Here is a 20,510-nt window from a genome sequence, read left to right as displayed (position 1 = left end):
CGCGCTGCTTCCAGGGTTATCGGGACGGCTGCCACTCAGGGTGCAGATCGCGCCGACTTCGGTACCGGCACCGCCATGCCGCAGCCCCACGGTCAGGCATCGCGGGAGCGGCGACGGAACTCCGCGGGCGAGTGCCCCGTCCAGCCCCGGAACGCGCGAATAAAGCTCTTTTCGTTGACGAAGCCTGCCGCCTCGGCCACCTGCTTGATGGGGCGGTCGGTGCGGTGCAGCAGGTCCACGGCGCGGCTTTGGCGCACCTCGTCTTTCAGGCCCTGCAGCGTGGCGCCTTCCTCCTTCAGCTGGCGGTGCAGCGTGCGCGGCGACACGTGCAGCAGCGCGGCCAGCGATTCGGCACTGTGCTGTGCCAGCGCATGGGCCGGCTGCCCCCCCACAGGCGCGCCCAGCAGCTGGCGCACGCGCTGCACCAGCAGGCGGTCGCGGCGGTACTGCAGCACCGTGAGCGGAAGGGCGTGCTGCAGCATCTGGCGCAGCGCCTGCTCGTCGCGCCGCAGCGGCAGGCTGAGGTAGCGCGCATCGAAGTGGATGGCGGTCTGCGCCGCGCCAAACGCGGCCGGGCCGCGGAACAGCACCGCGTAGGCATCCGCATGCGGTGGGGCGGCAAACGCAAACTCCGCCGCAATCAGCGGGATGCGCGAGTCCACCAGCCAGCAGGCCAGGCCATGCGCATTGCGCAGCACCGAGACCAGACAGAACTCGCGCAGCGGGCCCAGATCGTGCGCCTCGGTGATGCGCAGCGTGGCGGTGCCCCCGTCGGTGGTGAGGTGCAGGGCAATGTCGTCTGCCAGCAGCGCGTGGTGGCGGCACCAGCGTGTCAGCGCCACCCCCAAATGTGGCGAGCTGATGGACGCGCGCGCCAGCATGCCGTAGCTGCCCCAGGGCAGGCGCCGACTGAACCAGCCCAGGGCTTCGTCGTCCAGCTCCTGCATGGCGGCGTCTGAAATGCGCTCCATCTGCCAGGCGGTGATGCGGGCGTTGTTGTCGGCCAGCCACTGCGGCGCAATCTGTGCCTGCGCCAGCGCGCGCTCGGGGCGCATGCCGCGCCGTTCATAAGCCAGCACAATGGCCCGCACAAAGGCAATGGGCGTCACTGCCGGCGCAGTGTCGGGTGCCAATGCCTGCCAGGCGGGCAGGGGGGTTGGGGCAAGGGGTTTCACGCAGACGAGTGTGCACGATGCGTGGCACGATTTGCAACCTTTGTGGCAACCAGGGCCGGGCAGGCGCTTCTATGCTTACGGATCGCCGCCCGCCCGCTGCCCTGCGCGGGCGCGCCACGCAAGGAGACAAAACGATGACGACGACCCCTGCCGGCGTTGCAGCCGCAGCCCTGCTCACCGAAAGCTACGCCCAGGGCGCCAACGGCGTCCCGCTGATCGAGCAGACCCTGGGCGATTTCTTTGCCGACATGGTGGCCCGCCAGCCCGACCGCGAGGCGCTGGTCAGCGTGCACCAGGGCCGCCGCTACACCTATGCCCAGTTGCAGGCCGAGGCACAGCGCCTGGCCAGCGCGCTGCTGGGCCAGGGCCTGGTGCCCGGCGACCGCGTGGGCATCTGGTCGCACAACAACGCCGAATGGGTGCTGATGCAGCTGGCCACCGCGCAGGTGGGCCTGGTGCTGGTCAACATTAACCCGGCCTACCGCACGTCCGAAGTCGAGTACGCGCTCAACAAGGTGGGCTGCAGGCTGCTGGTGAGCATGGCGCGCTTCAAGACCAGCGACTACCTGGGCATGCTGCGCGAGCTGGCGCCCGAATGGCAGCACCAGCAGCCCGGCCAGCTGGGTGCGGTGAAGCTGCCGCACCTGAACACCGTGGTGTGGATCGACGACGGGGCGGGGCAGGGCGCCGACGAGCCCGGCCTGCTGCGGTTTTCGGACCTACTGGCGCGCGGCGATGCGCAGGATGCGCGCCTGGCGCAGATCGCTGCCACGCTCAGGGCCACCGACCCCATCAACATCCAGTTCACCAGCGGCACCACCGGCTTCCCGAAGGGCGCCACGCTCACGCACCGCAACATCCTGAACAACGGCTTCTTCATCGGAGAGTGCATGAAGCTCACGCCCGAAGACCGCCTGTGCATCCCCGTGCCGCTGTACCACTGCTTTGGCATGGTGCTGGGCAACCTGGCGTGCTTCACGCATGGGGCCACCATCGTCTACCCCAACGATGGGTTCGACCCGCTCACCGTGCTGCAGACGGTGCAGGACGAGCGCTGCACCGGCCTGCACGGCGTGCCCACCATGTTCATCGCCGAGCTGGACCACCCGCGGTTCGCCGAGTTCGACCTGTCCACCCTGCGCACCGGCATCATGGCCGGCTCGCCATGCCCCACCGAAGTGATGAAGCGCGTGGTGGAACAGATGAATCTGTCGCAGATCACCATCGCCTACGGCATGACCGAGACCAGCCCGGTCAGTTGCCAGAGCAGCACCGATACGCCGCTGGCCAAACGCGTCTCCACCGTGGGTCAGGTGCAGCCGCATCTGGAGGTCAAGATCGTCGACCCCGACACCGGCGCGGTCGTGCCCATCGGCCAGCGCGGGGAGTTCTGCACCCGGGGCTATTCGGTGATGCACGGGTACTGGGGGGACGAGGCCAAGACCCGCGAGGCCATCGACGCCGAAGGCTGGATGCACACCGGCGACCTGGCCACCATGGACGCCGAGGGCTACGTGAACATCGTCGGCCGTATCAAGGACATGGTGATCCGCGGCGGCGAGAACATCTACCCGCGCGAGATCGAAGAGTTTCTGTACCGCCACCCGCAGGTGCAGGACGTGCAGGTGGTGGGCGTGCCCGATGCCAAGTACGGCGAAGAACTCTGCGCCTGGATCATCGCCAAGCCCGGCACCACACCCACCGAGGACGACGTGCGCGCCTTCTGCAAGGGCCAGATCGCGCACTACAAGGTACCGCGCTACATCCGTTTCGTCACCCACTTTCCGATGACGGTGACGGGCAAGATCCAGAAGTTCAAGATCCGCGACGAGATGAAGGACCAGCTGGGCCTGGCCGAACAAACAACCGCCTGAACCTATGACCCGCCTGAGCCGCTTCGCGCCTTCCCCCGAGGGGGACGCCGCCCCTGGCCCGGCGAAGCCGGTTCCACGGCGGCGCGCGCATGGCCTGCTCCGCGGCCTCCAGTGCCACCGGCCAGCCCGTGGCACCACACCACCCATACGACATTCGACGGAGCCTGCATGATTCTCGACACCCAACTCAACGCCCGCTCGGCGGACTTTCTGGCCAACGCAGCCGCCATGCGCACGCTGGTCGACGACCTGCGCGCCCAGCTCGACAAGGTCGCCCAGGGCGGCGGCGAGGCCGCCCGCGCCAAGCACACCGACCGCGGCAAGCTGCTGCCGCGCGAGCGGGTGCAGATGCTGCTGGACCCGGGCACGCCGTTTCTGGAGCTGGCGCCCCTGGCAGCGCTCAACATGTACAACAACGATGCGCCCAGCTCGGGGCTGATTGCCGGCATCGGCCGCGTGAGCGGTGTGGACTGCATGATCGTGTGCAACGACGCCACGGTGAAGGGCGGCACCTACTACCCGCTCACCGTCAAGAAGCACCTGCGCGCACAGGAAGTGGCGCAGCAGAACCACCTCACCTGCATCTACCTGGTGGACTCGGGCGGTGCCAACCTGCCCAATCAGGACGAGGTCTTTCCGGACCGCGACCACTTCGGCCGCATTTTCTTCAACCAGGCCAACATGAGCGCCATGGGCATCTCGCAGATCGCCGTGGTCATGGGCAGCTGCACGGCGGGCGGTGCCTACGTGCCCGCCATGAGCGACGAGTCCATCATCGTCAAGAACCAGGGCACCATCTTCCTGGGCGGCCCGCCGCTGGTCAAGGCCGCCACGGGCGAAGTCGTCACGGCCGAGGACCTGGGCGGTGGCGACGTGCACACCCGCCTGTCGGGCGTGGCCGACCACCTGGCGCAAAACGACATGCACGCGCTGCAGTTGGCGCGCAACGCGGTGCGCAATTTGAATAAAAACAAGGCTCCAGCGCTTGCTGATCAAGCGCCAGTAGCTCCTAAATTTGTAGCAGAAGAGCTGTACGGCGTGATTCCGGTGGACACGCGCAAGCCCTTCGACGTGCGCGAGATCATTGCCCGCATCGTCGACGGCAGCGAGTTCGACGAGTTCAAGGCGCGCTACGGCACCACGCTGGTCACGGGCTTTGCGCGCATCGAGGGGATGATGGTCGGCATCATCGCCAACAACGGCATCTTGTTCAGCGAATCGGCCCTGAAGGGCGCGCACTTCATCGAGCTGTGCTGCCAGCGCAAGATCCCGCTCGTGTTCCTGCAGAACATCACCGGCTTCATGGTCGGCCGCAAGTACGAGAACGAAGGCATCGCGCGCAACGGCGCCAAGATGGTCACGGCGGTGGCAACGGCGGCCGTCCCCAAGTTCACCATCATCATCGGCGGCAGCTTTGGCGCCGGCAACTACGGCATGTGCGGCCGCGCATACAGCCCCCGCTTTTTGTGGATGTGGCCCAACGCGCGCATCAGCGTCATGGGCGGCGACCAGGCCGCGGGTGTGTTGGCTACCGTCAAGCGCGACGGCATCGAGGGCAAGGGCGGCCAGTGGAGCGCCGAGGAGGAAGAAGCCTTCAAGGCGCCCATCCGCCGCCAGTACGAAGACCAGGGCCACCCCTACTACGCCACCGCGCGCCTGTGGGACGACGGCGTGATCGACCCGGCCGACACCCGCCGCGTGCTGGCGCTGGGCCTGGCCGCCACGCGCAATGCGCCGATCGAAGACACGAAGTTCGGCCTGTTCCGGATGTAGTCCGTACCCGCACGATTGCACGCGCCGCCATGCTCGCCACCGTTTTTCGTCGCCTCCTGCCCGCTGCCGCTCTGGGCCTGCTCGCGGCATGCGCCATGGCCGCACCCGCACTGCAGCGCGTGGACCTGCCACCGCTGCCCTCCGGCGTGGTGTTGCGTGCGCACTGGCTACCGGCCGACGGCACAGAGCGACGCCCCGCGGTGCTGGCACTGCACGGCTGTGGCGGGCTGTACGCCAAGGGCGGCGGCCTCGCCGAGCGCTACCGCGAGACGGCCGACCGGCTGCACGCCGCAGGCTACGCGGTGCTCATGCCTGACAGCTTTGGTTCGCGCGGCCTGCGCGAGATCTGCCAGACCCGCTACCGCGAGCGCAGTGTGGACGTGGCCCAGCGTGTGCAAGACGCGCGTGCAGCCCTGTCCTGGCTTGCCAACCAGCCGCAGGTCGATGCTCAGCGCATCGGCGTGATGGGCTGGTCCAACGGCGCGACCACTGCGCTGAACCTGCTGGAGCAACGCCGTGCGCACCCCGAGCCGGGCGAAGCTCCTATCGCTGGTGCGGCCGTGTTCTACCCAGGGTGCGGCCCGCTCGCCAAGCGGCAGGCTGTGCTGGAGAACGCCCCGGTACTGATGCTGCTGGGCGCGCTGGACGACTGGACGCCACCGCAGCCGTGTGTCGACTTCGCGCGCGGCCTGCAGGCACAAAGCGGCAGCGACGTTACCGTGCAGGTTTACGAAGGCAGCTACCACGGCTTTGACGGCACGGCCCCCGTACGCCTGCGCACCGATGTGCCCAATGGCACGTCCGCCCAGGGCGTGCACCAGGGCGGCAACCCCGAGGCGCGGGCCAAGTCGCTGGCCGCGCTCGATGCTTTCTGGAGCCGGGTGCTGGCCGCCCGCGCAGCGCCATGACCACCACCATGAGCACGGGTTGGACCGCACACTTCGATCTGCTGGCGCGCTACAACGTGTGGGCCACCGACCGCCTGCTCGCCGCCGTGCAGCCGCTGCCGGACGACCACTACCGGCGCGACGCGGGCCTGTTCTTCCGAAGCATCCACGGCACGCTCAACCACCTGCTGGTGGGCGAGCACCGCCTGTGGTTCGTGCGCTTTGCGCAAGGCACCTCGCCCCGCGTGGCGCTGGACGCCGAGATCGAACCCGACCGCGCCCGGCTGGCCGCCAGCCTGCGCGAAGGCGCAGCGCGCTGGGCACCGCTGATCGCAGGCTTTGCGGCCGAACGCTGGGACGGCACGCTTGACTACACCACCATGCGTGGCACTGCGGCATCGTTGCCTTTTGCCGCCACGCTGGCCCATGTGTTCAACCACGGCACGCACCACCGCGGGCAGATCACCGCAGCGCTGACCGCGCTGGGGCGCACCAGCCCGGAACTCGACCTTGTCTACTTTCTGCAGGCCCAGCAAGCCCAAGAGGCCCGCGCCACACCATGACCACGACCACCCACTCCAGCAGCACCAACCTGCAGATCACCTACGAAGGCGCCGTGGCGCGCATCACGCTCACGCAGCCCGAGATCCGCAACGCCTTCAGCGATGAAGTCATCGCCGAGCTGACGGCGGCCTTCACCGAAGTGGGCGGCCGCCCCGACGTGCGCGCCGTGGTGCTGGCCGCACAGGGCCCCGCGTTCTGCGCGGGCGCCAACCTCAACTGGATGCGCCGCATGGCCGACTACACGCGTGAGGAGAACGTGGCCGACGCGGGCAAGCTGGCCGAGATGCTGCGCGTGATCTACGCATGCGAGAAGCCCACCATCGCCCGCGTCCAGGGCGATGTGTATGCCGGTGGCATGGGCCTGGTGGCCGCGTGCGACATGGCGGTGGCGGTGGACACGGCGGGCTTTTGCCTGAGCGAGGTGAAGCTGGGCCTCATCCCCGCCACCATCAGCCCGTACGTGATCCGTGCCATGGGCGCGCGCGCTGCGCACCGCTACTTCCTGACGGCCGAGCGCTTTGATGCCGCCGAGGCGCTGCGCACCGGCTTCGTGCACGCGGTGGTCGCTGCAGACCAGCTGGATGCCAAGGTCGACGAACTGCTTAAGTCCCTGACCAGCGCCAGCCCGAACGCCGTGCGTGCCTGCAAGAAGCTGGTGTTGGATGTGGCCGAGCGCGAGATCAACGCGGGCCTCATCGCCGCCACCGTGCAAGGCATTGCCGACATCCGCGCCAGCGACGAGGGCAAGGAAGGCGTGCAGTCCTTCCTCAACAAGCGCAAACCTGCATGGCTGATATGAGACACCCCCGTGAGGCGCTGCGCGCCTTCCCCCCGCTCTCGTTGAGCTGCGCGCACCGGGCAGGGGGACGACGCCCTCGCTGCGGGGCGGCCCTTGCTCGGCGTCCCTGGCCTGGTGCGCGCCAGTTGTCGCGGCCAGCGATCTTTCACAGTGCCGGGGAGACCTACTGACATGGACACCCTATGGTTCAACATCGTGCAGTGGCTTCACACGCTGGGGCTGCATGTGGATGGCGGCACGGCGCGCGCCGTAGGTGACGCGGCGGCCACGGCCACGGCGCAACTCGACATGCCCAGCCTGCTGGCCCTGGCCGCAGCGCTGGGCTGGGCCAGCGGGTTTCGGCTGTACGCAGTGGTGTTTATCGTCGGCACGATGGGAGCCATGGGCTGGATGCCCTTGCCGCCCGGCCTGCACGTACTGCAAAACCCGCTGGTGCTGCTGGTGGCGGGCGGCCTGATGCTGGTCGAATTCTTTGCGGACAAGGTTCCGTGGATCGACAGCGCCTGGGATGCCGTGCACACCGTTATCCGCGTGCCTGGCGGCGCCCTGCTGGCTGCGGGCGTGTTCGGTGCCGACAACGCCACCATGGGCGTGGTAGCGGGCTTGCTGGGCGGGTCGCTGGCCGCCACGTCCATGGCCACCAAGATGACCACGCGCGCAGCGGCCAACACCTCGCCCGAGCCGTTCTCCAACTGGCTGCTGTCCTTCTTCGAAGACGGCCTGGTGGTGGCTGTGGTGTGGCTCGCCACGCAGCACCCGGTGGCCTTCGGCGTCGCACTGGTGCTGATGGTGGCCGTGTCGGTGCTGCTGCTGGTGGTGCTGTTCAAGTTTCTGCGCGCCGTGGTGCGGCGCTTGTCTTCTTTCTTTTCTGGTTCTGCCAAGGTGGCCTAAAAATGTTCAAAAAGATTCTGATTGCCAATCGCGGTGAGATCGCCTGCCGTGTGGCGGCCACGGCCAAGCGCATGGGCGTGAAGACCGTCGCCGTGTACTCCGATGCCGACGCCAATGCCAAGCATGTAGCCGTGTGCGACGAGGCCGTGCACATCGGCGGCAGCGCGCCCAAGGACAGCTACCTGCGCTGGGAGCGCATCATCGAAGCCGCCCAGGCCACGGGCGCACAGGCCATCCACCCGGGCTACGGCTTCCTGTCCGAGAACGAAGACTTCGCCCACGCCTGTGCGGCAGCGGGCCTGGTCTTCATCGGCCCGCCACCCTCGGCCATCAAGGACATGGGGCTCAAGGCCCAGTCCAAGCAGCTCATGGAGAATGCCGGTGTGCCGCTGGTGCCCGGTTACCACGGCAGCGACCAGGACCCTGCGCTGCTGCAGCGCGAGGCCGACCGCATCGGCTACCCCGTGCTCATCAAGGCCAGCGCAGGGGGCGGCGGCAAGGGCATGCGCGCGGTGGACAAGAGCGAGGACTTCGCCGCAGCGCTGGCGTCCTGCCAGCGTGAGGCCATCAACAGCTTTGGCGACGACGCGGTGCTGGTCGAAAAGTATGTGCAGCGCCCCCGCCACATCGAAATCCAGGTGTTCGGCGACACGCACGGCGACGTGGTGTACCTCTTCGAGCGTGACTGCTCCGTGCAGCGCCGCCACCAGAAGGTGCTGGAAGAAGCACCCGCACCCGGCATGACGCCCGCGCTGCGCCAGCAGATGGGCGAGGCCGCCGTGGCTGCGGCCAAGGCGGTGAACTACGTGGGCGCCGGTACGGTGGAGTTCATCGTGGAGCAGCCGGGTGGCTACGAGCGGCCTGATCAGATGAAGTTCTATTTCATGGAAATGAACACCCGCCTGCAGGTGGAGCACCCGGTGACTGAAGCCATCACCGGCCTGGACCTGGTGGAATGGCAACTGCGTGTGGCCTCTGGAGAGCCGCTGCCGCTGCGCCAAGACGAACTGCGCATCACCGGCCACGCCATCGAGGCGCGCATTTGCGCCGAGAACCCCGACAACAACTTCCTGCCCGCCACGGGTTCGCTCAACGTGTACGCGCTGCCAGAGTGCGTCACCTTTGAAAGAGGCGCGGTGCGCGTGGATTCCGGCGTGCGCCAGGGCGATGCGATCAGCCCGTTCTATGATTCCATGGTGGCCAAGCTCATCGTGCACGGCGACACGCGCGAGCAGGCGCTGGCGCGGCTGGACGAGGCCCTGGCTCAGACGCACATCGTGGGCCTGGCGACCAACGTGCAGTTCTTGCGCCGCGTGGCGCGTACCGGTGCATTTGCCAGTGCCCAGCTCGACACCGCGCTGATCCCGCGCGAGCAGGCCGTGCTGTTCCACCAGGAGCCGGTGGGCCTGCCGCTGGCTGCTGCCGCTGCCGTGGCGCAGACCGTGCTGCATGAACGCGCCAGCGAAGGCGTGGACCCTTTCAGTCGACGTGACGGCTTCCATTCCCATGCGCTCACGCGCCGCCGCTTTGAGTTCGAGTTTGGCGGCGAGCATGCCAAGGCCTGGCTCACCTATGAGCGCGATGGCACGCTGCATCTGGAGGTGGAGAGCGTGAAAGAAGGGGGCGACGCGGCGGTGGCCGGCCCGCTGTTCTTCACCGTGCACGGGGACGGCATCGAACTGCAGTTCGCCGGCCAGCGCACTCGTGCTGCGGTGTACGCCCAGGGCGAGGTGGACCATATCTTCACGCCGCGCGGCGCGACGCAGATCACCGCCATCGACCTGCTCGCGCATTCGGGCGAGTCTGCGGCCGAAGGTGGGCGCCTTACCGCGCCCATGCCCGGCAAGGTCGTGTCTTTTGCGGTAAAGGCGGGCGACAGCGTCACCAAGGGCCAGCCACTGGCGGTGATGGAAGCCATGAAGATGGAGCACACGATTGCGGCCCCCGCCGACGGCGTGGTGCAGGAACTGCTGTACGCGCCTGGCGACCAGGTGACCGAAGGCGCGGAGCTGCTCAAGCTCACGGTGGCCGTGGCGGCTTGAGTGGACCGGTAGGGTAGGCGGGCAAGGCAGGTGCACCCCGCCGCAGGCCGCAGGTGACAGCCCGCAGGGTCCGATGCAGGTAATCTCGGCGGCATGAACATCACGCTTTGCTGCACCGACACCAAGATCGAGCCCTGGCTGCAGGGACTCGCTGCCGCACTGCCCGAAGCCCACATCAGCGTGTGGCAGCCGGGCGCACCCCAGGCGGACTACGCCGTGGTCTGGGCGCCGCCCCAGCAGTTCCTGGACGAGCAGCCCGGCTTGCGCGCGCTGTTCAACATCGGCGCCGGGGTGGACGCGCTGCTCAAGCTGCGCATTCCGGCGGGCTGTCAGGTGGTGCGCATCGATGATGGCGGCATGGCGGTGCAGATGGCCGAATACGTGTGCCACGCCGTGGTGCGCCATTTCCGCGAGCTGGATGCGTACGAGGCCGACATGCGGGCCGGCCGCTGGGGCTTTCGGCGGCCGCGCGTGCGCTCGGAGTTCCCGGTGGGCGTGATGGGCCTGGGCGTGCTGGGCGAGCGCGTGGCGCGGGCGCTGGCGCATTTCGACTTTCCGGTGAATGGCTGGAGCCGGTCTCCTAAGGAGGTGGACGGCGTGCACGGCTTCAGCGGCGCGGAGAGCTTCCACGACTTCCTGGCCGCCAGCCGCGTGCTCGTCAACCTGCTGCCGCTCACACCCGACACACAAGACATCATTAACCGCGACACGCTCTCGCGCCTACAGCCGGGCGGTTATGTGGTCAACGTGGCGCGGGGTGCGCACTTGGTCGAAGACGACTTGCTGGCCCTGATCGACAGCGGCCACATCGCCGGCGCCACACTGGATGTGTTCCGCACGGAGCCGCTGCCCGTGGGCCACCCGTTCTGGACGCACCCGAAGATCACCGCCACGCCGCACACTTCGGCCCGCACGATGCGCGAAGAGAGCATTGCGCAGATCACCCGCAAGATGGCCGCGATGCAACGCGGCGAGGCGGTGGCCGGCACCGTCGACCCGGGGCGTGGGTACTGAGCCGATGGTCCGGTGGCTCGTTCAACGCAGAAAAGGGCGCCCATGACTTTCAACTCCCTTCGCGGTTTCTTCGGCCTTCTCGGCTGGGCCTTGCTGGTGCCCAGCGCCATCACCGCATTGATCGCCGCCTGGCTCCTGGCCACGAGCTTGCATCTGGTGGGCGATACGTACAGCGCCAAGGGCCGCGTGGTGGCGCACGAAAGTGTTGTGACCGGGTCCTCCAGCCGCCAGGCACACGGCAAGAAAAGCGTCGTCGAGTTTGTGGCGAACGATGGCCGCACCGTGCGGTTCACAGACTCGCTGGTGCGGCAGCTGCAGGCGGTGCACGATGTGGGCGACACCGTCACCGTGCGCTACCCCGCCAACAACCCGTCGCAGGCTGAGATCAGCAGCTCCAATACCCTCAAAATTTTCTTGGGCGCTGTGTGGCTGCTGTTCAGCGCTGCGGGCATGGTGGCGGGCTGGCTGCTGCTGCGCCTGCGGCCTCGCGATGCAGCGTAGCGCTCAACTGGCGCCGTGCGCCGGCACCAGGCGCATCAATCCACCGTCACACCCGCATCGCGCACCAGCTTGCCCAGGCGCTGGGCGTCGCTTTTGATCAGCGCACCGAAGTCTGCTGCCGTGCCACCCACCACAGGCGTGCCGATCGCTTCCCATTTGGCCCGGAAGGCGGGCTCCTTGAAGATCGCATTGACCGTGGCGTTGAGCTTGTCGACGGTGGCTTGCGGCGTGCCCGTGCGCACGGCAATGCCGTGCCAGCCGGTGATCTGGTAGCCCGGCACACCGGCTTCTGCCATGGTGGGCACGTTGGGCAGCACCTTGCTGCGTTCGCGCGACGTCACCGCCAGCGGGATGAGCTTGCCCGACTGGATGTGGGGCAGGGAGCTGCCCAGGATGTCGAACATCACATTCACCTGCCCGCCCAGCAGGTCGTTGAGCGCCGGGCCCGCGCCGCGGTAAGGAATATGGCCCATCTTGACGTGCGCGGTGGTGTTGAAGAGCTCACCGGCCAGGTGCTGCGGCGTGCCATTGCCCGCAGAGGCATAGCTCAAGACGGGTTTGCCCGATTTGGCCATCGCGATCAGCTCGGGCAAGGTTTTCACGCCCAGCGAGGGGTGCACTTCCAGCACCAGCGGAAAGGCCGACAGCTGGACCACGGGCACCAGGTCGCTCAGCGGGTTGAAGGGCATGCTGGCATACAGCGACGGGTTGACTGCCATCGGGCCGCTGGCCGCCAGCAGCAGAGTGTGGCCGTCGGCCGGTGCCTGTTTGGCCACCTCGGCACTGCCCGAGTTGCCGCCCGCGCCGCCTTTGTTGTCCACGATCACCGGCACTCCCAGCCGGCTCTGCAGTTCGGGCTGCAGCATGCGGGCCATCAGGTCGGTGGGGCCGCCCGGTGGGTAGGGCACCACAAACCGGATGGTCTTGGTGGGGAACGCAGCGGGGGGCGTTTGGGCCGCGGCGTGGCCGGCCAGGCTCAGTGCGATGGGCAAGGCCAGGGCCAGATGCGTGAGTGTGCAGCGCCGGGTGCTGCCTGAACGGGGGCTCCGTGTGGGGGCAAAAACCGGGGCGTTGAGTGCGGTGCGATGTGGCATGTCTGTCTCCTTCGGATGGATAGGCGCCGTCTGGTGCGGCTTGTGGGGTGGCTGAGGGGTATGACCGTGAAATCTTCAGCCAGCGCGGAAACGCTGGCGGATGTCGGATGCAGTCGCCAGCGGGCGCCCCAGGGCGACAGCGGCTTCGACCGCCTGGAGGACAAGGGCCGTGTTGTCGGGCGCGGTGCTGCCGTCCTTGCGCCGCAGGTTGTTCTCGAACCCGACCCGGGCATGCCCGCCGAACAACGTGGCTGCCGTCACGCAGGTGTTCTCGGCGGGCCCAAAGGCGCACACGGCCCAGGGCTCGGGCCCGTCGTGCGCGGCCAAGAAGGGCAGAAGGTCACGCGGGTTCGATGTCTGGCCGGCGCTGTAGCGGCCCAGCACGAACAGCAGGAACCAGGGCGCGTCGGGCACCACGCCGCTGGCGCGCAACCCTTGCCAGCGGCGCAGGTCCACCACGTCATACAGGATGACCTGCACCATGGTCTGCCGCTCGGTCAGGCCGCTGAAGAAACGCTGCAGTCCCGCCTCCCCGATCTCTGGCTGGTCGATCTCGCGCAGGCCGATGGACACGGCCTCGGGCTGCAGCTCGTTGACCATGGCAATCTGCGCTGGCGCGCGGTACACGCCGGCTGCCTCGCTCGTGACCTGCACCACCATGGCATCGCCCACTGCGTTGCGCACCACGCGCTCGGCTTCGCGGTAGCCCTCCACGTCCAGGCTGTGGCGGCCCTGGGCGTCGCGGATGTGCATGTGGATCATGGCCGCCCCGGCGTCCAGGCAGGCCTTGGCGGTGGCGGCCAACGTGGCGGGCGTGATCGGCACGCGGGGATGGTCGGTGGGCAGCTTGTAGGCGCCGTTGGGGGCCACCGTGATGATGACCGGGTCGGCCCATTGGCAGGCGATGGGAGGCAGATTGGTCATGGAGCCACTCCCGGGGTGTCCTGCTGCGCTGGGGGCTCGACGGCTGGCAGCTCGCTGGCCAGCAAGGCCAGGCCCTGGCGCAGCAGCGCGTCGTAGCGGGCGCGCTCCGCGCGCTTGCGGTCTTCGGGCCAGTCGAAGAAACCCTTGCCGGTCTTCATGCCCAGGTGCCCCTGCGCCACGCGGTCGCGCAGCGCCTGGGCAGGCACGTCGGTGTTGCAGAGCGTGGGGTACATGGTGGCCGCAGCCGCGCAATGCACCTCGATGCCTGCGTGGTCGCGCTGCAGCACCGGGCCCGCGGCCAGAAAGCGAAAGCCAAAACCAAAACGCACGGCGGCGTCTACGTCTTCGGGCGATGCGATGCCCTCGTCAATGAGCGCAAAGGCCTCGCGCGACAGCGCGTGCTGCATGCGGTTGGCCAGAAAGCCCGGCTTGTCTTTCTTCACCAGCACCGGCACGCTGCCGCAGCGGCGCATGAAGCCATGCAACCACTCGCCCAGGGTCGGATCACTGCGCTCGCCCAGCACTACTTCCACCAGCGGCACCAGGTGCGCGGGCATGAAGAAGTGCAGGCCCAGCATGCGCTGTGCGGTCGGCAAGCCCTGAGCGATGGCGCTGATTGGAAAGCCCGAGCTGTTGCTGGCCAGTACGGCGCTGGCTGGCGCTGTGGCTTCGAGCTCGGCAAACAGCTGCTGCTTGGCGGCGAGTTGCTCGGTGATGCATTCGACCACCAGCACCACGCCGTCCCAGGCGACCTCTTGCAGGCTGGCACACACCTCGACGGGGCCGGCGCTCGCGGCCAGGCCGGTGGCTTCGAGCTCGGCCGCGATGTGTGGCAGCAGGTGCTCGCGCCGTGTGACGTGGGGGTCCACCACCGTGACCCGGGCCCCGCCCCGGGCCAGGACCACGGCCACGTCGGCCCCCATGGTGCCTCCGCCCACGACCACCGTGCGTGCATTGCGCGGCGAACTGATGTCCATGTCTGTCTCCTTCGTGTTGGCTGGGCCCCGGGGCTCGGTGGGGTGTCTTGGGGGCAGTCTAGGGAGCCTGTATTGCGCGGTCCAGACGTATTTTTCGATAGACTGATCGGCCATGAAGATCAATTGGTCGGCCCGTGAGGTCGATATGTTCCTGGCGCTGGCCGAGACGCTGAGCTTTCGGCGCACTGCGCTGCAGATGCACCTGTCGCAGTCGGCGGTGTCGGGCACGCTCGCGCGGCTCGAAGACATGCTGGGCGCGCGCCTGTTCGACCGCACCACACGCACAGTGCAGCTCACGCAGGCGGGCGAGGTGTTTGCCGAGCAGGCCCGCTTTCTGCGCCACCAGATGGATGAGACGGTGCGCCGCGTGCAAGCCGTCGCCCAGGTGCAAGTGGGTCGGCTCGCGCTGGCAGCGCTGCCGTCATTGGCAGCGGGGGTGGTGCCGCGCGCGTTTGCGCGGTTTGCGGCAGGGCACCCGGGCGTGCACCTGGAGCTGTTCGACAGCCTGGCCGGCCCGGCGTTTGACATGGTGCGCGCGGGGCGCGTGGACTTCGCCCTCACGGCCGCCAACCCGGCGTATGCCGACCTCGACTACACCCCGCTGTCGTCCGACCGATTTGTGCTGTTGCTCAGCCGCGCCCACCCGCTGGCGCGCAGCCGCAGCGCACTGGCCTGGGCCGATGTGGCAGACCTGCCGCACATCTCCATGCCCGCCGGCACCAGCGTGCGGCAGTACGCCGAAGAAGCGCTGCTCACGCACCGCATCCGCTTTGCGCCGCGCTACGAGGTGGAGCACCTGGCCACCATCGCGGCCATGGTGGCCGCGCAGCTGGGCGTGAGTGCGCTGCCCGAGCTGGCCGCGCAGGTGGTGCGTCGGGCCGAGGTGGTGGCGCGGCCGCTCAAGCTGCCGTCGCTGCGCCGGCCGATTGGCCTGGTCACGCTGCGGGGCCGGCGCCTGTCGCTGGCGGCGGTGCAGATGGTGGCGCTGCTGCGCCAGGAGATGGAAGAGGGTGCTGGGATCCATACCGCCTGAGGTGCCGCAATGAATGGCACGAGCGGGGAGTGGTCTGGCAGGATATGAGGTGGTGCCGCGTGCGCGAAGCCCGGACAATGGGAGGCGTCTGTCCGGCCTGAGCCCCTGCTCTGCAACCACCCTTGGTGGCACCACGCAGACCGCTGTCCCCGCCCTCTCTTTTCAGGTAGCCCACCCATGAGCATTCCTTCCCGCGTCAAACTCATCGATGTCGGCCCGCGCGACGGCCTGCAGAACGAAAAATCGCCCGTGCCCGCCGAGGTCAAGATCGCGCTGGTGCACCGCTTGCAAGAGGCTGGCCTCAAAGAGATCGAGGTCACGAGCTACGTGTCGCCCAAATGGGTGCCGCAGATGGCCGACAACCATGAGGTGATGCAGGGCATTTCGCGCCAGAACGGCGTGCGCTACTCGGTGCTCACGCCCAACCTCAAGGGCTTTGAGGCCGCCGTGCTGGACCGGCCTGACGAGATCGTGGTCTTCGGCTCGGCCAGCGAGGCCTTCAGCCAGAAGAACATCAACTGCTCGATCGCCGAGAGCATTGAGCGCTTTGCGCCGGTGGTCGAGGCGGCGCTTGCGGCCGGCATCGGCGTACGCGGTGCGATGAGCTGCACGGTGGGCTGCCCGTACGAAGGCGATATCGCGCCCGAGCGCGTGGACTACCTCGCCGGCCTGCTCAAGGGCATCGGCGTGCAGCGCGTGGATGTGGCCGACACCATCGGCGTGGGCACGCCGCGCAAGGTGCAGCGTGCGCTCGAAGCCACGCTCCAGCACTTTGGCATCGACGACGTGTCGGGGCACTTCCACGACACCTATGGCCAGGCGCTGTCCAACACGCTGTCCGCGCTGGATCTGGGCGTTTGGAACTACCAGTCCTCCGTGGCGGGCCTGGGCGGCTGCCCGTATGCCAAGGGGGCCACGGGCAACGTGGCGACGGAAGACGTGGTCTACATGCTGCACGGCATGGGCATCGAAACCGGCATCGATCTTGATAAGCTCATCGATGCGGGGGCCTACATCAGTGGCTTCCTGAATCGCAAACCGAATTCCCGCGCAGCCAATGCGCTGCTGACCAAAAGAGCTGGATAGCGCCCCGGCGCAGGAGAGGATGACCGTGTGTGGAGCTGAATTGAAGAATCTTCCCGAGGGCGTGCAGCGCGTGGCTGCGGCGCTGCAAACCCTCAACCACCCCCACATGCCGCAAATGCTGGACGACGCTGCGCGCACCGCGCAGCAAGCGGCCGATGCGCTGGGCATCCTGGTGGGGCAGGTGGCCAAGAGCATCATCTTTCGGCGCAAGAGCGACGACGTGGCCGTGCTGGTGGTCACCTCGGGCGACCGGCGCGTGGACGAGAAAAAGGTCGAGGCCCATGTGGGCGGCAAGATCGGCCGCGCCGATGCGGAGTTTGTGAAATCGCGCACCGGATTTTCCATCGGCGGCGTCTCCCCCGTGGCGCATGCCATGCCGCCTGTCACGCTCATCGACCAGGATCTGCTGCGCTTTGATGTGGTGTGGGCCGCAGCAGGGCATCCTCACAGCGTGTTCCCGCTGCACCCCAGCGACCTGCAGCGCCTGACCGGTGCGCCGGTGGTGGACGTGGTGTTGGCGCCCTCGGACGCCCCTGCGCAGCCCGCCGCATGAATGCTATCGATTTGCTAGCTACTCGCGCTTATCAAATAAGCGCTGGCGGCCATTTTGATCCCGAAAACATGGAGCCCGTGCCCTCGCCGTGTATTTCGGTGTGCCGCATGTCGGCCGACCGCAGCCATTGCCAGGGCTGCTTTCGCACGCTGGACGAGATCCGCATCTGGTCGCGCGCCGACGCCGGCCTCCGCCGCGGCATCTGGCTTCAGCTGCTCGACCGCGCCGGCATCCCGCCCGCGCCGCCCAAGGCCTTGGAACCTGTTCAAAATCTTTTCGGGGATCGCGTTGGAGTGCAATCGGAATGAGTGGAGGCTTCGGATGCGCCGCATGGGCTCATGCCCATGCAAGCAGCCGGGGCGCCAAAACCCCCAGTTCATCGGCCCGATTTCACTCCAACCCTTCGGGCAAGGTGCTTGCGCGGCCCCGCAAAGATCTTGAACAGGTTCCTAGAGACACCGCCATGAAACGCATCACGTTCTACCTTGACTTCGTGTCCCCCTATGCCTGGCTTGCGTTCGAGCGCCTGCCCGAAGTGCTGCAGGGGCTGAGCTACAGCGTGGGCTACCGGCCCGTGCTGCTGGGCGCGCTGTTGCAGCAGCATGGCAACCCCGGCCCGGCGGGCATCGCACCCAAGCGCGACTGGACCTACCGCCACGTGACCTGGCTCGGCCATGCGCAGGGCACGCTGCTGCAGATGCCCGCGCGCCATCCGTTCAACCCGCTGCCGCTGCTGCGCACCGCGCTGGCCTGCAGCGACGATGGGCTCATCAACCGCTTTGTCGCCGGCGCCGTGCTGCGCCATGTGTGGCAAGGCGGGCACGACGCGCTCGACGCAACGCGCCTGGCGGATCTGGCCGCGCAACTCAAGGACCAGCTACGGCCCGGGCAGGACGCCACGAGCGAAGGCCCCAAGGCCCTGCTGCGCGCCAACACCGAAGCGGCGCAGGCGGCAGGCATTTTTGGCGTGCCCGCGTTCGAGGTGGATGGCAAGGTGTTTTGGGGGCTCGATGGTCTGCCGATGCTGCGCGCGTACCTGGACGGCGACGCGTGGTTTGACGGTCCGGGCTGGGATGCTGTCAGCCAGCTTCCATCGGGTTTACCCGGCAAGCCCTGAGCAATTTCCGGATGCTGAAAGGGGTGCTGCGGGTTTCACCCTAAGTTGTCAGAGAGCGGTCAGTTTGGTGAAAGCTCTTGTTGGTTTCGCGTCAGAGCGTGGTCAGTGCCATCTCCAAGAATGCGTACAGCCCGTCATGCGGGCCTGACAAATCAACAGGAGACACACATGGCAACCGTTCATCCCGCACCGCGGCCGATGTCAGCCGAAGAGAGGAAGGTCATCTTCGCTTCGTCGCTCGGCACTGTTTTCGAGTGGTACGACTTTTATCTGTACGGCTCGCTCGCGGCCATCATCGCCAAGCAGTTCTTCAGCGGCCTGGATCCAACATCCGCCTTCATCTTTGCGCTGTTGGCCTTCGCTGCAGGCTTCCTGGTGCGGCCGTTCGGCGCCATATTCTTTGGCCGCCTGGGCGACATGATCGGTCGCAAATACACGTTCCTGGTCACCATCCTGATCATGGGCCTGTCGACCTTCATCGTCGGGGTTTTGCCCACGTACGCGACGATTGGCGTGGCCGCTCCGGTCATCCTGATCGTGCTGCGCCTGCTGCAGGGCCTGGCGCTGGGCGGTGAATACGGCGGCGCTGCCACGTATGTGGCCGAGCACGCTCCGCACGGCAAGCGCGGCGCCTACACCGCGTGGATCCAGACCACCGCCACGCTGGGCCTGTTCCTGTCGCTGATGGTGATTCTCGGTACCCGCACGGCGATGGGCGAAGAAGCCTTTGGCGATTGGGGCTGGCGCATTCCGTTCCTCGTGTCGATCCTGCTGCTGGCCGTCTCGGTCTGGATTCGCCTGTCGATGAACGAATCCCCCGCGTTCCAGAAGATGAAGGCCGAGGGCAAGACCTCCAAGGCACCGCTGACCGAATCGTTTGGCCAGTGGAAGAACCTGAAGATCGTGATCCTGGCGCTGGTGGGCCTCACCGCCGGCCAAGCCGTGGTCTGGTACACGGGCCAGTTCTACGCCCTGTTCTTCCTGACGCAGGCCCTGAAGGTCGATAGCGCTACGGCCAACATCATGATTGCCGCGTCGCTCTTGATTGGCACGCCGTTCTTCGTGATCTTCGGCGCGCTGTCGGACAAGATCGGTCGCAAGCCCATCATCCTGGCGGGCTGCCTGCTGGCCGCGGTGACCTACTTCCCGGTGTTCTCCGCGCTGACCAAAGCAGCCAATCCAGATCTGGCAGCTGCGCAGGCCAAGACCCAGGTGGTTGTCACGGCCGACCCCAAGGATTGTTCATTCCAGGGCAGTCCCATTGCACGCGAGATCGACTTCCGTTCCTCCTGCGACATCGCCAAGCGCTTCCTGGCGCAAAGCTCGGTCAGCTATGAGAACGTGGCCGGCCCCGCAGGTCAGCCCGCGACCGTGAAGATCGGCGAGAAGGTCATCTCCCCTCCAGTGGCTAACGTAGTCAACAGCAAGTTTGATGAAGCCAGCGTGAAGGGCATTGCAGCGTTCAAGAAGGACGTGGCCGATACGCTCAAGGCCGCTGGCTACCCCGCCAAGGCGGACCCTGCCAAGGTAGACAAGTTCAAGGTCATCATGATCCTGACCTACCTGGTGCTGCTGGTGACCATGGTGTACGGGCCCATCGCCGCCATGCTGGTGGAAATGTTCCCGACCCGCATCCGCTACACGTCCATGTCCCTGCCGTACCACATCGGCAACGGCTGGTTCGGCGGCCTGCTGCCCACCACGGCCTTCGCCATCGTGGCGGCCACGGGGAACATGTACAACGGCCTGTGGTACCCCATCATCATCGCGGGTGCCACGGTGGTGATTGGTGGCCTGTTCATCAGGGAAACCAAGGACGTTGACATCTACGCCAACGACTGATCGGTTTTGATCGGTGTGCAGGGCCCGCCCCGCAAGGGACGGGCCCTGTGTTCCATCAAGGGGCTTGTGCTGCACCAGTACAAGCAAAAAACAGGTTCTAGCGCGCCGCGCCCCAGGCCCCTTGATTGAACAAACCCATCCTTGAAGGAGATATTGATATGTGGAAGATTGTGGTTGGCTTCGTTTTGTTTGCTGCGCTGTCGATGTACGTGATCATCTCGGCGGGCGACAAGGCCGACATGGGCGGCGAAAAACACAGCGGCGATGCCGTGCACGCCCCTGAGCCTGCTGCCAGCGGGGCCTCTGCTGCGGCTGCCGTGCCGGCTGCGTCAGCACCCGCATCGGCTGCTAGCGCGCAGTGATT

20 protein-coding genes are annotated in these 20,510 nt (G+C 67.2%); 16 read left to right on the top strand and 4 right to left on the bottom strand.

Features of this window, described 5'->3' with window-relative positions; translation table 11 throughout:
• Positions 1–92: 92 nt before the first annotated feature.
• On the bottom strand, positions 93–1,091 hold the full coding sequence (locus ACSQ3Q_RS21255) for an AraC family transcriptional regulator (protein ID WP_436137048.1): 999 nt from the start codon (positions 1,089–1,091) through the stop codon (positions 93–95).
• Positions 1,092–1,309: 218 nt separating this feature from the next.
• On the opposite strand from ACSQ3Q_RS21255, the gene ACSQ3Q_RS21250 reads away from it, so the two are divergent.
• From ACSQ3Q_RS21250 to ACSQ3Q_RS21210, 9 genes are all read left to right on the top strand, one after another.
• Complete coding sequence (locus ACSQ3Q_RS21250) at positions 1,310–3,049, top strand: AMP-binding protein (protein WP_436136310.1); 1,740 nt, start codon at positions 1,310–1,312, stop codon at positions 3,047–3,049.
• Positions 3,050–3,217: 168 nt separating this feature from the next.
• A complete protein-coding gene (locus tag ACSQ3Q_RS21245; protein WP_436136309.1) occupies positions 3,218–4,822 on the top strand; it encodes a carboxyl transferase domain-containing protein in 1,605 nt (534 codons plus the stop codon).
• Positions 4,823–4,851: 29 nt separating this feature from the next.
• Complete coding sequence (locus tag ACSQ3Q_RS21240; protein WP_436136308.1) at positions 4,852–5,730, top strand: dienelactone hydrolase family protein; 879 nt, start codon at positions 4,852–4,854, stop codon at positions 5,728–5,730.
• Positions 5,727–6,272: a DinB family protein gene (locus tag ACSQ3Q_RS21235; protein ID WP_436136307.1), complete on the top strand. Its 546-nt coding sequence runs from the start codon at positions 5,727–5,729 to the stop codon at positions 6,270–6,272. Before ACSQ3Q_RS21240 ends, ACSQ3Q_RS21235 begins: the two co-directional genes overlap by 4 nt.
• On the top strand, positions 6,269–7,072 hold the full coding sequence (locus ACSQ3Q_RS21230) for an enoyl-CoA hydratase/isomerase family protein (protein WP_436136306.1): 804 nt from the start codon (positions 6,269–6,271) through the stop codon (positions 7,070–7,072). Before ACSQ3Q_RS21235 ends, ACSQ3Q_RS21230 begins: the two co-directional genes overlap by 4 nt.
• Before the next feature lie 171 nt (positions 7,073–7,243).
• Entirely contained in the window at positions 7,244–7,963 is a 720-nt protein-coding gene (locus tag ACSQ3Q_RS21225) for a DUF4126 domain-containing protein (protein ID WP_436136305.1), read from the top strand.
• Positions 7,964–7,965: 2 nt separating this feature from the next.
• Complete coding sequence (locus ACSQ3Q_RS21220; protein ID WP_436136304.1) at positions 7,966–10,005, top strand: acetyl-CoA carboxylase biotin carboxylase subunit; 2,040 nt, start codon at positions 7,966–7,968, stop codon at positions 10,003–10,005.
• Between the two features lie 93 nt (positions 10,006–10,098).
• A complete protein-coding gene (locus tag ACSQ3Q_RS21215) occupies positions 10,099–11,019 on the top strand; it encodes a 2-hydroxyacid dehydrogenase (RefSeq protein ID WP_436136303.1) in 921 nt (306 codons plus the stop codon).
• Between the two features lie 42 nt (positions 11,020–11,061).
• Positions 11,062–11,520, top strand: coding sequence for a DUF3592 domain-containing protein (locus tag ACSQ3Q_RS21210; protein WP_436136302.1), 459 nt, complete (start codon positions 11,062–11,064; stop codon positions 11,518–11,520).
• 35 nt (positions 11,521–11,555) lie between these two features.
• On the opposite strand, the gene ACSQ3Q_RS21205 is transcribed toward ACSQ3Q_RS21210, so the two are convergent.
• The 3 genes from ACSQ3Q_RS21205 to ACSQ3Q_RS21195 form a co-directional block, all read right to left on the bottom strand.
• Positions 11,556–12,614 carry a Bug family tripartite tricarboxylate transporter substrate binding protein gene (locus ACSQ3Q_RS21205; RefSeq protein ID WP_436136301.1) on the bottom strand — a complete coding sequence of 353 codons (1,059 nt, stop codon included), beginning with the start codon at positions 12,612–12,614 and terminating at the stop codon, positions 11,556–11,558.
• A gap of 75 nt (positions 12,615–12,689) precedes the next feature.
• Entirely contained in the window at positions 12,690–13,538 is an 849-nt protein-coding gene (locus ACSQ3Q_RS21200) for a 3-keto-5-aminohexanoate cleavage protein (protein WP_436136300.1), read from the bottom strand.
• Positions 13,535–14,515, bottom strand: coding sequence for a 3-hydroxyacyl-CoA dehydrogenase family protein (locus tag ACSQ3Q_RS21195; protein ID WP_436136299.1), 981 nt, complete (start codon positions 14,513–14,515; stop codon positions 13,535–13,537). Before ACSQ3Q_RS21195 ends, ACSQ3Q_RS21200 begins: the two co-directional genes overlap by 4 nt.
• A 112-nt stretch (positions 14,516–14,627) precedes the next feature.
• On the opposite strand from ACSQ3Q_RS21195, the gene ACSQ3Q_RS21190 reads away from it, so the two are divergent.
• From ACSQ3Q_RS21190 to ACSQ3Q_RS21160, 7 genes are all read left to right on the top strand, one after another.
• Positions 14,628–15,548, top strand: coding sequence for a LysR family transcriptional regulator (locus ACSQ3Q_RS21190; protein ID WP_436136298.1), 921 nt, complete (start codon positions 14,628–14,630; stop codon positions 15,546–15,548).
• A gap of 177 nt (positions 15,549–15,725) precedes the next feature.
• Complete coding sequence (locus tag ACSQ3Q_RS21185; protein WP_436136297.1) at positions 15,726–16,634, top strand: hydroxymethylglutaryl-CoA lyase; 909 nt, start codon at positions 15,726–15,728, stop codon at positions 16,632–16,634.
• A gap of 25 nt (positions 16,635–16,659) precedes the next feature.
• On the top strand, positions 16,660–17,187 hold the full coding sequence (locus tag ACSQ3Q_RS21180; protein ID WP_436136296.1) for a YbaK/EbsC family protein: 528 nt from the start codon (positions 16,660–16,662) through the stop codon (positions 17,185–17,187).
• A complete protein-coding gene (locus ACSQ3Q_RS21175; RefSeq protein ID WP_436136295.1) occupies positions 17,184–17,495 on the top strand; it encodes a DUF1289 domain-containing protein in 312 nt (103 codons plus the stop codon). Before ACSQ3Q_RS21180 ends, ACSQ3Q_RS21175 begins: the two co-directional genes overlap by 4 nt.
• 155 nt (positions 17,496–17,650) lie before the next feature.
• Positions 17,651–18,304, top strand: a complete 654-nt coding sequence (locus ACSQ3Q_RS21170; protein WP_436136294.1) for a 2-hydroxychromene-2-carboxylate isomerase — start codon at positions 17,651–17,653, stop codon at positions 18,302–18,304.
• Positions 18,305–18,472: 168 nt separating this feature from the next.
• The gene (locus tag ACSQ3Q_RS21165) at positions 18,473–20,146 is read left to right on the top strand and encodes an MFS transporter (protein ID WP_436136293.1); all 1,674 of its coding nucleotides are present in this window, start codon (positions 18,473–18,475) and stop codon (positions 20,144–20,146) included.
• Between the two features lie 158 nt (positions 20,147–20,304).
• On the top strand, positions 20,305–20,508 hold the full coding sequence (locus ACSQ3Q_RS21160; protein ID WP_436136292.1) for a hypothetical protein: 204 nt from the start codon (positions 20,305–20,307) through the stop codon (positions 20,506–20,508).
• Positions 20,509–20,510 lie beyond the last annotated feature (2 nt).

The organism is Acidovorax sp. LjRoot129 (genome assembly GCF_964253765.1).
In the GTDB taxonomy this organism is placed as follows: domain Bacteria; phylum Pseudomonadota; class Gammaproteobacteria; order Burkholderiales; family Burkholderiaceae_C; genus Acidovorax.
This window is presented reverse-complemented; position numbering and strand designations above follow the sequence as displayed.

What these genes read in the sequence shown, in the direction of transcription:
- ACSQ3Q_RS21170 (WP_436136294.1), top strand. Translation starts at nt 17,651, where the DNA reads ATGAAACGCATCACGTTCTACCTTGACTTCGTGTCCCCCTATGCCTGG.
- ACSQ3Q_RS21250 (WP_436136310.1), top strand. Translation starts at nt 1,310, where the DNA reads ATGACGACGACCCCTGCCGGCGTTGCAGCCGCAGCCCTGCTCACCGAA.
- ACSQ3Q_RS21230 (WP_436136306.1), top strand. Translation starts at nt 6,269, where the DNA reads ATGACCACGACCACCCACTCCAGCAGCACCAACCTGCAGATCACCTAC.
- ACSQ3Q_RS21215 (WP_436136303.1), top strand. Translation starts at nt 10,099, where the DNA reads ATGAACATCACGCTTTGCTGCACCGACACCAAGATCGAGCCCTGGCTG.
- ACSQ3Q_RS21195 (WP_436136299.1), bottom strand. Translation starts at nt 14,515, where the DNA reads ATGGACATCAGTTCGCCGCGCAATGCACGCACGGTGGTCGTGGGCGGA.
- ACSQ3Q_RS21210 (WP_436136302.1), top strand. Translation starts at nt 11,062, where the DNA reads ATGACTTTCAACTCCCTTCGCGGTTTCTTCGGCCTTCTCGGCTGGGCC.
- ACSQ3Q_RS21220 (WP_436136304.1), top strand. Translation starts at nt 7,966, where the DNA reads ATGTTCAAAAAGATTCTGATTGCCAATCGCGGTGAGATCGCCTGCCGT.
- ACSQ3Q_RS21205 (WP_436136301.1), bottom strand. Translation starts at nt 12,614, where the DNA reads ATGCCACATCGCACCGCACTCAACGCCCCGGTTTTTGCCCCCACACGG.
- ACSQ3Q_RS21175 (WP_436136295.1), top strand. Translation starts at nt 17,184, where the DNA reads ATGAATGCTATCGATTTGCTAGCTACTCGCGCTTATCAAATAAGCGCT.
- ACSQ3Q_RS21245 (WP_436136309.1), top strand. Translation starts at nt 3,218, where the DNA reads ATGATTCTCGACACCCAACTCAACGCCCGCTCGGCGGACTTTCTGGCC.
- ACSQ3Q_RS21240 (WP_436136308.1), top strand. Translation starts at nt 4,852, where the DNA reads ATGCTCGCCACCGTTTTTCGTCGCCTCCTGCCCGCTGCCGCTCTGGGC.
- ACSQ3Q_RS21165 (WP_436136293.1), top strand. Translation starts at nt 18,473, where the DNA reads ATGGCAACCGTTCATCCCGCACCGCGGCCGATGTCAGCCGAAGAGAGG.
- ACSQ3Q_RS21190 (WP_436136298.1), top strand. Translation starts at nt 14,628, where the DNA reads ATGAAGATCAATTGGTCGGCCCGTGAGGTCGATATGTTCCTGGCGCTG.
- ACSQ3Q_RS21185 (WP_436136297.1), top strand. Translation starts at nt 15,726, where the DNA reads ATGAGCATTCCTTCCCGCGTCAAACTCATCGATGTCGGCCCGCGCGAC.
- ACSQ3Q_RS21225 (WP_436136305.1), top strand. Translation starts at nt 7,244, where the DNA reads ATGGACACCCTATGGTTCAACATCGTGCAGTGGCTTCACACGCTGGGG.
- ACSQ3Q_RS21235 (WP_436136307.1), top strand. Translation starts at nt 5,727, where the DNA reads ATGACCACCACCATGAGCACGGGTTGGACCGCACACTTCGATCTGCTG.
- ACSQ3Q_RS21200 (WP_436136300.1), bottom strand. Translation starts at nt 13,538, where the DNA reads ATGACCAATCTGCCTCCCATCGCCTGCCAATGGGCCGACCCGGTCATC.
- ACSQ3Q_RS21160 (WP_436136292.1), top strand. Translation starts at nt 20,305, where the DNA reads ATGTGGAAGATTGTGGTTGGCTTCGTTTTGTTTGCTGCGCTGTCGATG.